The following is an 11699-nucleotide window of genomic DNA, read 5'->3' as shown; positions in this document are numbered from 1 at the left end:
CCATACCTGAAAGCGCTGAGCATGGTTAACACAGACAGAAGACGCCGAGGCCACCGCGGCGCCGCTTGGTACTGGAGCCAGACCGACTCTTGGTATTACACGCCAACTGGGACGAAGCGACGTGTGCCGCTGGTCGATGAGGACGGCAAAAAGATTCGCGGCGCAGGAAATCGTTCGTCGGCTATGCTGGCGGTGGCGCGCGCCAAATTGGCCACCGACTGGCGGCCCGAGCCCAAAGCCGCCCTAGAGCAAGCAAACAGTGCCACGCCATGGCTGGTTGCGGGCGTCTGCTCAGAATATATCGAATGGTCCAAGAGGCGGATGGCAGCGGGCGCGATCAACCTCGATTATGGGCAGTCCATCGCGCGGTATCTTAATGAATTCTGCGCTTATTGTGGCGCCCTTGCCGTCGCGGAGCTGAAAAGGGGCCATGCTCACTTGTGGGTCGAAAGTCACCCGCAATGGCGTCCCGTCACGCGCCGCAACGCGCTAACGATCGTGCTGGCCGCGTTCAACTATGCGCAGGGCGAGCACGGCGTTCGAAATCCGCTCAAAGGTTTGAAGAAGCCGGAGATACAACCTCGACTGCAGTCGTTCTCGGCTGCCGACGAGCAGGCGATGTACCAGGCCACGGACGAGTCCTTCCGTGATTTTCTGTTCGCGGCACTACATACGGGCCTGCGTCCGTTCTGTGAACTGGCGCGGTTGAAGGCCAGCGACGTCGAAGAGACACCGCTGGGCATGCTGTGGTGCGTCGACTCCTCCAAGACCAAGAAACGACGGAAGATTCCGGTCCGGCCCGATGTGGCAGTTCTTACACGGAGGCTGATATTCAGCACGCTGATAGGCTCGGATCGGCCGGTGTTCCGCAACCCCCGAGGAAATCCCTGGCAGAAAGTGACGGGAATCCGACGATTCCTGAAGATCAAACGAACTTTAGGTTGGGATCATGATCCAGCGAAGGCCCGTTTCTCGACTTATACGTGCCGGCACACCTTTGCCCATCGCATGCTGTCGGGCTACTGGAACAACGGTGCCGGCTGCTCAATTGAGGTACTGGCCGAGCTGATGGGCAATACTCCCAAGGTCGCGTTCGATCATTACGGTCGTGAGTGGGGGCAGCACTACCAGGATCCGCTGTGGTCGGCGATCGGGATGGCAACTAAGCCGTACGCCGACAAGACCGCGAAGAACTCCGGCTTCACCAAACAGCGGCCCAAGGGAAAATGACGCCCCCAGTGCCATAGGCGCCACGATCAGATGGACTTGTCGTCCGTTGCGTGCCTAACCGGCGCTCGTTAATCAGGTTGCCGTCCGGCCTTTGCCCGACAGAGCACTATCTGCCGGGCCGGCCGAGCGTGACGTTAATGCCGGGAAACGATTCGCGGCGCAATGGCGGGCGGCGCAGCCGTGCGTGCTGCGGAATCACGCGCATCGCGTCCCGGATGCGTCCGACCTCAACGATGTCGAGCATGATTCGCCCCTGCCCCTGGGGCCCTCCTTGCAGATAGTTGATCGTGAACGGCTGGCCACGGATGACAAGCAGGCCGTAATCCGACTGGCCTAGCCAGTCGTAGAGGGTCGTGACGGCGACTCCCAGCTGTCGGGCCGCTTGTTGCGCAGATAAGGACTCGCCGTCCATGTGCCGAAGATCTCGATCAACCAGGGAAAGTTCAGAGGGCTCCGACCTACCTGGGAAATCCGGCCAAACAAGGCGGCGACTGCTCAGCGGGAGCCAGGGGCTGGATCAGCGCTAGATCCGGGCGCCCTTTGAACACCGTTGCGACATCTATATAGGCATGTAGGGGTGCCAGCCGACGGCAATTGGCGCAAGCCATTACTAGCTAAATAATTAGAGAAAACGCGTCATAATAGAGGTGAGCGGATTAGCTCTTGCGGATGTCGATTTCAGGGCGGTAGGCGGAGAGCCAGCATGCACTTGACCGGATTTCCCAGGTAGGTGTGGATCACCAACATCCCTTGGGGAAACGGCCATGGAGCGAAGCGATACAAATAGTTGCGGGCCGCAAAGTTTATCTGAGATGCCGTCTCACAGCTGGGAATTAGACCGGTTGGCGGGGTACGCGCAACAGCAGCATGCCCATCTCATCGAAGAGGAGAAGGCGGTCGCGCCAAACTATTGGCGCTTGGGAATGGCGCTGACGCTCCTCCGTAAGAATTTTGGACGCGGCCAGTGGGGGATGTGCCTGGTGGCCCTAAAAATCGACAAGACGCGGGCGTCGAAAGCCCGCGCGATCTTCCGCACATTTTCGGCGGAGTCGGACATGGAAGGCCTATCGGTGGAGGAAGCCTACGACCGCCGGCACCGGCCGCGACGGCTTAGTAAGAAGAGATCGCGCCAGCGCAAACAGCGCGCTTCCGTAGAAGAATTCTTGAGACAGGTTGGGCAGGAACTCGGCGCGCGGATTGGCGATGCCGCCGGTTTGCAGCCCCATGATGCGCGTCTGCTTCTGCCGGCGCTCGGAGAGGTTGGGCGACAGTTTGAGCGTCTCGCGCAGCAATTGCACGCACGGTCACGCCTAAGGCAGGTAGACAAACGCCAACTTACGATCGCCACCGGTCGCGGCTCCGGGAAGTGATGCAGGCCCTGACTGAAGAACTGCTACCCGACACGCTCTGGTGGCCAGACCTCTGACGACACGATGTGCGCCGCTAGTCGCAATGTCACAATCCACCCACCTCGCGCGACCAGTTTAGCGGCGATCACTGTAACCGAATCCATGCGTGCGGGCATTTCGGGAGTGCCGGTGCAACCTTGAAGATTCATGTCGTACGCATCGTCACTCAGCATCCCGCACCTCTCGGGCGGCATGCACAAACTGGTCCCACAATATGTCGAGTTTATCGACTTGGCCGTGGACCTCGCACCTAGCGATGATTGTCAACGGCTCTCCTTGAACGGCATCGTCACTTAATTCCCCATGCAACGTGCCTGCACAAGCGGCGCAGGTGACATCGTGAAGTTCGAAGAGGTGTCGAAAAATGTTCTGGACAGCTGGATCCGAACTTGATTGCTGCGTCCCTTCCGGCACTGGCACCCGAACTTCGCGAATCGAACGCTTGGCGACTCGATCCGTTTCGCGGCGTCGCGACGCGATCACGTCGTGCCAGGCCAGTACCGTATGCAACGCTCCTACAAGTTCTTCGCTGGGCCCTTCGTCCCAAAGCTGCAGCACGATTGGTTTCAGGAGATCGCTGCGGTCCATCAATAACACCAGTGGTAAACCCCCGAAATGCTCTTGCTGGCAAAATATTGCTTCAAACTGTGCATGCTCTTGTGTACCGAGCGGATCCGGCAGCGCCTGGGCGAATGATTGGGCAAACGCTTCAACGCATTCGCCAACCACGTGATAGGCCTGCCAGCCCAGATCCAACAGCGCGCGTCGCACGACGGTCACGTCAAGCTCCTCGCCGCCAGCCTGATTGGCGAGGCTGCGGACCAAGTTACCGTGGCCGCCAACGAACCAGTCGTTGAAGGTTGTCCCCTCATTGGCGCGGTGGCTATGGACCGCTCGGGAAAACCGCTGCCAAACATCGTCGCGTTCTGCTTTCGATACGCTGGTGGCGCTCCGAGACAGGTCAAAAAGTGCCATGCGGATTAGCGGCGACACTTTATCCGTCGGCCGCTGGAGTGGCCTCTGGCGAGCTGCCGCCAGCAGTCCGTAGGCAATCGCTTCGGCTTCAGTGCAACTGCGTAACGTGTCTGTGCCAGCCGCCGCACGTCCCTCGGTTATTAACTGGTCGACTCCCCAGCGCTGCCCTTTGCCTTGCAAGTCGAGACCGATGTCGTCTGGGAGAACATCGTCAAAACCAACACCTGCGCGTTGGGTAGTACGGATTTGCAGGTCGCCCGCTGAGCGAAATCTGCGCTTTACGCGTTCTTGTACATGCTGCATGCGATCGAACAAAAGCTTGCTTAGGAGATATCGATTCCAACTGTCGCGATCAAACTCTAGGTCTCGCGCGAGCAAACTGTGGCCAGCCTGAAAGGCGCGGGCCAGGTATCCTGCGATCCCCTCCTCGGAACGCGGTAAAAATCGGCGGATCCCATTCGTACCCGTAAATGCGTCGAGTGTTATGCGGCCGCCATCAGGAGCTTCACCGAGCCGGAGATCCGTCGGCGGTGTCCACGTATATCGCTCGTGCCGCACAACGATCGATTCGTGTTGACCCCGTCGTGCCGGCCAAGTTTTGTCACCCACCTGTTCAATCGAAACCGTGCCCGGCGAAGGGGCTGAATCTGTCGCCATAAAAACCTCCTGTTGAAAAATGTCGCGCGTTCACCGTGGCAATCGCAACTCCTGCGAGCAGCGTGCGCGGCCCTCTCATTCATTCTAGCGCCCTCCGACCAATTGGCCTGCGTGCCCAACTGCCACAAAGGCGTCCTCGAAGCCAGAGCATTGCGGCCAAGGTTTTATAGCCGTCACTTTCTTCCGGCTCTGGAGACAAATCATGCCGATGCGACGTTCCTCGCCCCGTTTGATCCAAGGTCGTGCTACCGATCCAGCGACGCTCGATGGCCTGACGCAGGCGGAATTCCAGTTTGCGCAAGTGCTGGCCCGAGCGCTGGCAGAGCTGTGGGAAGTTCGCGACAGCTGTGAGTCAGCGAGCGACGGCCCACCACGGCCGCCGCAGGATGGCGTCGACCGGATTTCCCAAGGAGATTGAGCGGCCCAATTCTTCCGGCGCGGTGACGTCGGGTACGGGCCTGGACACTTTGATGAGGCCTAGTTCGATGATCAGTTCAATTGCAAAACTTAGTAAGCGTTTCCTGATAGGCGGGCAGGCACAGTTGGCCGGGGTTTTCACGCTTTTACTTGGCATTCTGGCTGCCAAGGCGCTGTTGGCGACCCCGGCATGCTCCAGTGGCGATGTCATGTTGGCGTTAACCGTAAGCGCCATTGGCCTGGCAAGTCGCGCTCGCCGACGCCAGCCCGCAGCGGCAGCCGCCAGCTACAGCCGATTCTCGTCGCAACTGCAAGACGAAGCCAGCATCGAAACGCAGCAGCAAAAATGTCGCGAGGCCGCGGCGCGGGACGGCAACGCCATTGGCCAGCACCTGGAATTCGCCGACCGGGCAGTCTCCGGCACGAAGCTCGATCGCGATGGCTTGAACGCGCTGATGGCAGCAGCCGAGGCCGGCGAGTTCAACACGCTTTACTTTTTCTCGTTGAGTCGGCTGGCGCGCGAGTCAGTCATCAGCATGCCAATCCTGAAGAGATTGGTACATGTTCAGCGAATACGGGTGATCAGCGTCTCCGAGGGCGTCGACTCGGCCCGCGAGGGCTGGGAGATGGTCGCGCAGATCCTCTCTATGCAACATGAACGCTATGTGAAGGAACTTAGCGCGAACGTGTTGCGCGGTCAGGAAGCGAATGTCAAAAACAAGCTGTCGGTCGGTGACTACTGTTTTGGCTATACGACGGTTCCCGTGCCTGGTAGCGAGCAAACGCGTCGTGGTCGCCACGCGCGACCACGCATGACGTACGTGATCGAGCCCGAGGAGGCACGCTGGGTGCAACAGATCTTCACCTGGTTCGTGGAAGAAAGGCGATCGTTGCGGTGGATAGTGCGCGAGCTGAATCGACAGGGTGCCCCTAAGGACCATCGAAGCACCACGACGAGCTGGCATCATCAGTACATACCAAGGCTACTGAGCAACAGCAAATACGTTGGCCGCTGGTCGTGGGGACTATTGCAGAATGTTCGTGACCCCTCGACCGGAACCGTGAGCCAGGACGTGCGGCCCGCCGAGCAGAGCGACCAATGGGAACGGCACTTCCCCGAGTTGCGGATCGTCGACGACGAGACGTTCGGCGCCGCGCAGCGACTGTTAACCGAAAACGCTGCTCGCCGTGCACATCGCCATCGGGACGACGGCACGTTTAGCCGTCAGCAACGGGGTGGGGCTGTGGATAGCCCCTCACATTTATTGTCGGGCCTGATCGTTTGCGGCGAATGTGGCCGGACATTTCATGTGGGCGGCGCACATGGCAAATACCTCTTTTGCCCAGGCTATCACCAGGGCGTATGCAGATGCCAGACCACACTTAATCGGCAACTAGCCGAATCGTTAGTCCTCGCTGAGATTAGTGCGCGAATCTTCGACAATCCTCTTTGGCTCGATTCCGTGGTCCGACTGTCGCTCGATGCTTGGGAACGGCGACAGCGCTGGTTGCCAGACGAGCTCCGTAGCACTGAAAACCGACTTGAGGAAGTGACTCGTAAAATCGGTCGTCTTATTGATACCCTCGAAAATCAAAAGATCCCCGACTCGGACGTGCAGGATCGAATCGCAGAACGTCGTGCAGAACGGCGCGAACTGATGCAGCGACTGACGATTCTGCGTGCTAGCGCCGATGAGCTACCGACGGCGCCGACCAGGTCCTGGATCCTGGAACAACTGCATAGGATTCACGAGGTGCTCGCCAATCGCACTCCGGCTGCAGCGTTCGCTCTGCGAGAACTTGTTGGCGGACGGATCACCGTCGAAGAAGTGCGGCGCGACAAAGCTAAGCGGTATTTCTTGACAGGCACGTTCGATCCGAACCTGAGTCGCGCGATGACATTACTGGCAATACCGGGCAGTGGAGACGGCGACGGCAAGGAGGGCACGAGCGCGGTGACAATTGAATTTGTGCGACCGGATTCGCTGGCCGCAGATGCCGATCAGGCCAAACGGTTGGTGGATGCGGGCTTGTCCAACAAAGAGATTGCCAAAAAGCTCGGCTGCTCGCAGGCCAACATCACGAAGCTGCTCAAGCATTGGTCGCAGATCAACGGCATCGAGCTTGGAAGCGGTCACAGCCGGCGGGCCCAACGCCGGCGGGATGAATTGGAGCCGGCACTGTACCGTGATATCGCCGATCGTGTAAAGCAACTCGTTGACGGTGGGTGCCAGCGTCAACAAATCGCGGCCATTCTTAACTGCGACATGGCCACGATCACTAAGGCCGTTCGGTACTGGTACGAGTCCCGGCATCTGCTTGTGCCCGACGGTCGTGTCCACCGACCTGACCTATCAGCAGGAGCCTCACGATCGGATGTCGACCGCAATCCGATCGACCGTTATGCGGGCTAGATCGATGCTCCATGGGTATTAATGTTTCTGCGGACGCTTGGCATGCACACTGCCCCTGGCCGTCACCACGGCCAGGGGTTGGGCTGGGTGAAAATTGGTCGCCGAACTGCTAATGGCCCACTCCAGGCGGTCTCAGGGCTAGCTCGGCTCCCCTCCGAGCTTGTTCCGCAATGCACCCCGCTTTAGCCGGGCGCGCTTAACAGAGCCACTTCCGGGCGGACCTTTCCGGAGGCGCGACCGCGGTTGCTAATGTTGCGAGCCGCAACTTTGTATGCCCAGGTCTCGTTGACGCCCTGTCAGACCCGAACGGCACTCTCGCATGACCTCTCAACATCATCTTCCCAGCGGATCCAGTCAATTGTCTCACCTGGCACCTACTTGCTTCGGCGGTGTCGCCTGGCTCGTCATTCGGCCCGACAACGGATCCGCGCTCATGCGGGCGCGACCGGATTTCCCAAGTAGATCAAGGGGCACGTCATTCAAATGAAGAGGAACATGTTCATGAGCAATCGCGCTAAACGCCGTCACAAGGCCCTCCGAGTTCGCGTCGGGGGGCAACAGGCCATGATCGATGAGCCGATCGCGCCCCTGATCCGTGAAATCTGGCGTGCCGGGATCGAGACGGTGATGTCGTGTCAAGAAGACGGGTGGGGACGAATTTGGATCGAGTTTGGTGATGTCCAGGCCGGCCAGCGGTTCTTAAACATGGTGGCGCAATACGAATCTGGAGTAGGAAACCTGTACCACCGCATGCACCCACGATGGTCGTCCGATGACGACTCTTGGTGGTACGAGGTACACGTCAACGATTTTGCATTGCAGGAGGATCCTTTTGATGAGAAGAGCGTCGGGTATGAAGGACCGTCAGATTTCTACTTCGCGTTTTGCGTCCGGTTCCCACCGGCCGACCTGCCTGAAGTGATTCGACGCCTGCAGGAGTACAACTACTCCCGCATGCTGAATCGCGCGGCCTCCGCCCGCCATAACATTGGACATGTATCCTAAACGCCTTTTGCGACAATGTTCCCACATCGGGGGCTCGGCTCATTGAATGATCTGTGCCGTGCTTGGGTACCTGCGTGGCAATGCGCATCGTGATTGACACGCAGGGTACGTCGCTCAAGGACCGACTAAATAATCCCGAAAAACGCGTCATAATACAAGAAAAACAAAAACCCTCATCCGTGGCCACTCAAGCCGACTGCGACAAGGTACTGCCGCCGCACGACCAGCAGATCTCACGCCGCATCGCGAGCTACTCTCTCTTCCGTGATCGATCCCGCAATATGCCAACCGGCTGAAGTCGTGTCGGCCCACGATCGCTGCATCTCAAGGCCCTGACCACTGACGGCGAGACCGCGAGGTTGGCTGCGAGGCGGTTCGGCGCCTCGCCGAGCCGTATCAATCAGCTGAGGCAGAAATTACTAGCCGCTTGGCTGCGGTTTCAGGGAGAGGCATTTTGACCCCAGGCGACAGTTTAGAGAACTCTTCATCGGCACTATGCCAGCAGCAGGTTGGGGCACCGAATTTGGCCCAGCCTGCCGCTTTTTAAAAATCGATTGATTCGTGCCAGATACTTGGGCAACTTGCCGGGTCATTGCGTTGCCAACGGTATGCCTAGGATCGAGGTTTTAGACATCCTGGATCAGTGACCCCCGCACCCGTGGTTGGCGCAAAACGAGCAACAGCACATACAGCAGCAGCATGTTGTTGCACAGCTGACGCAATCGTCTGAACCAACAGCGAGGCCGCCCCCTTGGCAAGGGACGCAGCAAACGGCGTTCAACACAACGCTCCGATCGCGTGGGTCACCCGTTTCGCCACACACGTCGGCTGCCGGTTGGAATTGCCATTTGCCAATCTTAGTAGCCTGCACGCGATCTCGAACTCCCGCCAATGCCTGTGCCGTCCGAGACTGTACTCCAAATGCATCGCTGCACCGACAGACGGCCACCTGCAACTGATCAATTGCAAATGCAATCGCTCGCTTTGCTTGATCCGCGTCTGAGACTGGATTGAAGCCGCCGGTTCGTTTGTCGGCCCTCCAATCCTTAGCGCAGTCGACGGCGATCATGGCCTTCCCGATATGCCCTCCGACCGATCGCAGTGTCGATGCGACAGAGGTCATCCCGGGAATCTGTCCCAAAAGCCCAAACACGTAGAAGAACGCGTCGGCGGTTGGTTCGGCGTACAGCTCAAGGGAGTGGCAGGAGGATGATTCCAATTGGCGCTGCCGCAAAAGAATATCCGCAAGCGAATTTCGGAAACCCCGGTCGCGCTCTTGAAAATATTCCTCGGCCTTGCGGAACCGAGTACCGAACAAAAGTCGCTGCACCCGTGCCCTGAGCGACCCATGATCCGTGATGTCATCGTCGACCTTTATCGACGCTAGCAGCATGCTAAGCGAGGCCGTGAACGTCCCGATGGCTGCGTCGGCAGCCTGCAATGTGGAGCGGCTCATGCGCAAGTGGCAACATTGCCGCCGCGGAATGTTCGCCTCCGCCAGGACACCAGCATCCAGGGCGCATAGATATAGAAAGGTCGCTTCATAACTATGAAATGGTAACGTGGGGGCGCCATACAGCAGGTGTTGAAACTCGCAGCATCGCGCGTAGACGCTCCGGTACCTAATATCCTGTCGCCCTGGATTCAGAAAACCGAACATGAGTCCACCCCCTCCGCAGGCCCAAGATCTTCCATGACGTAGCGACTATCGACAGCCATGGGCAACGCGCCGTGCATCGGCAAGCATGTGGGCGCGGCTAAATAGTCAATTTAGGACTATTCTACATAGGACTTTAGCATCTGCAACGGCACCTCTTTACCTGGTCCGTTGGATGGAAAAGTCAACATTTACGCCGCAGCACAAGGTCTTCGTTGAGTTGCTGCGCGAAACACGTCAATCGGCGGGGATTACGCAGGCAGAGCTTGCGACGAAAGTCAGGACGTCCCAATCGATTGTCAGTAAATGGGAGCGGGGGGAACTCAGGCTTGACCTGGTTCAAATCCAGGCCGTCTGCTTGGCGCTGGGAACAAGCCTTTCGGCGTTTGCTCAGCAGTTTGAGAGGCGAACGCAATCCTTGCGGCGGGGGAGTCGAGGGGCCAATTAGTCTCAGCATAGTCCGCCGGCGGAGACCGCCGCGGACCTTCGGTCAGGCATCGTCGCAATATGCAGGCGTTTGCCACCTCTTGGGCTGCAGTATGGCCGGCAATGAATGATGGTCTTGTCGCTACTATCCAACGAGCTAGCGGGCGTCGGGAACCATTGAACCGTCGTGCTGTCCCGTTCCTGCAGGCAACCTGCTGCGGAATGTTGACCATCTCTGATGTCCTCGCGATCGACGTGGACGACTCCGTCTGCCGCGGGAATGCCGTTGTCGTACGGAACGCCGAACTCATCGGCAAATCACCTTTGTAAACAGAGGAACTCCAGCCTCTAAATAATCGCGAAAAACGTGTCATAATGAATTGCTACGGCTGCGTAGCTATTCGCGATCCGTACTCACGGCGCTGGCATACCGCGATATCACCTCGCTGATCAACGGCTCCTTCTGGCCGTTCGCCAACGTGTCCTTCCAAGGTGCAGTGGTGCGCGCCTATCGGACGCGCAATCGTTCGCCAGCACATCCAACAACTTTTCTGTGGAGGATCTCACCCGATGACCCCTGTACTACTAGCCAGCTCTGCCTTGGTGCTCGTGCTCTCTATCGCCCTAGTTCGCGAAGTGCGTTTGCGTCGCGCGTTACAGGCACTTTTACGTCAACTCCTACGACATTGGAGACAGAATGCCTCGGAAGACAGAACGCCTCGGCGTTAGCGTGGCGATGCTCGCATTTGGCCTGCTCGGCTGCAGCACAGATGAGCGTCTGATGAAGCAAGCAGAGAAGGCGAGTGATCGCCAGGCCGAACAGAACCACGAAATCGCCCGCCAAAACCAGGAGCTGGCAGAAGCCACAAATCAACTCGTAACGGCGGATGCCCAATCCCGCCAAGAGACCTTGGCTTTGCAACGTGAGCTGCAAAATGAGCAGGCGCGACTTGCTCAAAAACGAGACGACCTGGAGACCGAGCGCCGTCAAATCGCCAGCCAACGGCAACGTGACCCAATCGTGGGCGCCGTCTTGATCGAAATTGGCACGATTGTGGCCTGCATGTTGCCACTAGTTCTGTGCGGGTTTTTATTCCACGGCTTGCGGCACGAGCCAAGTGCTCAGGACCTCGCTGACCTGCTAACCACCGAACTCGTTTCCGAGTGCCCCGTGTTTTTGCCACCCTTGCCACCCCGAGCGCTGCCCACGCATACGCCTCCGCGGGCTGACGAAGGCGACAGGCCCTAAAGATCGTGCTGGGCGCGTGTTTGACAAAACCAGCGACGAAGTGGGTTGTCACCAGGCCCTGGTTGACCTGACGTCTGCGTCAGCGGCGCGGATCCCTATCCCACCACTATATATAAGGACAAAACCATTGAGCCATATAGTTGAGATTACAACCGAAATCCGAGACAAATCTGCGGTTGAAGCCGCCTGTCGCCGCTTACGGCTACCAGCACCCATTCAACAGACCGTTCACTTGTTCAGCGGCGAAGCCACCGGCTTGA

General features: G+C 58.6%; 9 protein-coding genes. 6 read left to right on the top strand and 3 right to left on the bottom strand.

Translation table 11 applies throughout. From position 1 onward, the window contains the following. The first annotated feature begins 21 nt into the window (after window positions 1-21). Complete coding sequence (locus VGG64_11865) at window positions 22-1230, top strand: tyrosine-type recombinase/integrase (GenBank protein HEY1600293.1); 1209 nt, start codon at window positions 22-24, stop codon at window positions 1228-1230. 106 nt (window positions 1231-1336) lie between these two features. Here the strand turns inward: VGG64_11865 and VGG64_11860 are convergent, their stop codons facing one another. From VGG64_11860 to VGG64_11850, 3 genes are all read right to left on the bottom strand, one after another. Further along, window positions 1337-1642: a DNA-binding protein gene (locus tag VGG64_11860; protein HEY1600292.1), complete on the bottom strand. Its 306-nt coding sequence runs from the start codon at window positions 1640-1642 to the stop codon at window positions 1337-1339. Between the two features lie 652 nt (window positions 1643-2294). Next, window positions 2295-2528 carry a hypothetical protein gene (locus VGG64_11855; protein HEY1600291.1) on the bottom strand — a complete coding sequence of 78 codons (234 nt, stop codon included), beginning with the start codon at window positions 2526-2528 and terminating at the stop codon, window positions 2295-2297. Between the two features lie 273 nt (window positions 2529-2801). Next, window positions 2802-4271 (bottom strand): hypothetical protein, encoded by a 1470-nt coding sequence (locus tag VGG64_11850; GenBank protein ID HEY1600290.1) that lies wholly within the window; start codon window positions 4269-4271, stop codon window positions 2802-2804. Window positions 4272-4473: 202 nt separating this feature from the next. Between VGG64_11850 and VGG64_11845 the strand changes: the two genes are divergently transcribed. The 5 genes from VGG64_11845 (at window position 4474) to VGG64_11825 (ending at window position 11439) form a co-directional block, all read left to right on the top strand. Then, on the top strand, window positions 4474-4689 hold the full coding sequence (locus VGG64_11845) for a hypothetical protein (GenBank protein ID HEY1600289.1): 216 nt from the start codon (window positions 4474-4476) through the stop codon (window positions 4687-4689). 67 nt (window positions 4690-4756) lie between these two features. After that, window positions 4757-7102 (top strand): recombinase family protein, encoded by a 2346-nt coding sequence (locus tag VGG64_11840; GenBank protein HEY1600288.1) that lies wholly within the window; start codon window positions 4757-4759, stop codon window positions 7100-7102. 501 nt (window positions 7103-7603) lie between these two features. Then, complete coding sequence (locus tag VGG64_11835) at window positions 7604-8107, top strand: hypothetical protein (protein HEY1600287.1); 504 nt, start codon at window positions 7604-7606, stop codon at window positions 8105-8107. Window positions 8108-8187: 80 nt separating this feature from the next. Continuing rightward, entirely contained in the window at window positions 8188-8403 is a 216-nt protein-coding gene (locus VGG64_11830) for a hypothetical protein (GenBank protein HEY1600286.1), read from the top strand. 2484 nt (window positions 8404-10887) lie between these two features. Beyond that, complete coding sequence (locus VGG64_11825) at window positions 10888-11439, top strand: hypothetical protein (protein HEY1600285.1); 552 nt, start codon at window positions 10888-10890, stop codon at window positions 11437-11439. The last annotated feature ends 260 nt before the right edge of the window (window positions 11440-11699 follow it).

The sequence above is a fragment of the Pirellulales bacterium genome (assembly GCA_036490175.1).
Taxonomy (GTDB): Bacteria; Planctomycetota; Planctomycetia; order Pirellulales; family JACPPG01; genus JACPPG01.
Note: the sequence above shows the minus strand (reverse complement) of the source record. Positions and strands in the feature narration are given on the sequence as shown.

Coding starts and splice junctions, on each gene's coding strand:
- VGG64_11865 (HEY1600293.1), top strand. CDS start 22: ATGGTTAACACAGACAGAAGACGCCGAGGCCACCGCGGCGCCGCTTGG.
- VGG64_11860 (HEY1600292.1), bottom strand. CDS start 1,642: ATGGACGGCGAGTCCTTATCTGCGCAACAAGCGGCCCGACAGCTGGGA.
- VGG64_11850 (HEY1600290.1), bottom strand. CDS start 4,271: ATGGCGACAGATTCAGCCCCTTCGCCGGGCACGGTTTCGATTGAACAG.
- VGG64_11845 (HEY1600289.1), top strand. CDS start 4,474: ATGCCGATGCGACGTTCCTCGCCCCGTTTGATCCAAGGTCGTGCTACC.
- VGG64_11840 (HEY1600288.1), top strand. CDS start 4,757: ATGATCAGTTCAATTGCAAAACTTAGTAAGCGTTTCCTGATAGGCGGG.
- VGG64_11835 (HEY1600287.1), top strand. CDS start 7,604: ATGAGCAATCGCGCTAAACGCCGTCACAAGGCCCTCCGAGTTCGCGTC.
- VGG64_11830 (HEY1600286.1), top strand. CDS start 8,188: ATGCGCATCGTGATTGACACGCAGGGTACGTCGCTCAAGGACCGACTA.
- VGG64_11825 (HEY1600285.1), top strand. CDS start 10,888: ATGCCTCGGAAGACAGAACGCCTCGGCGTTAGCGTGGCGATGCTCGCA.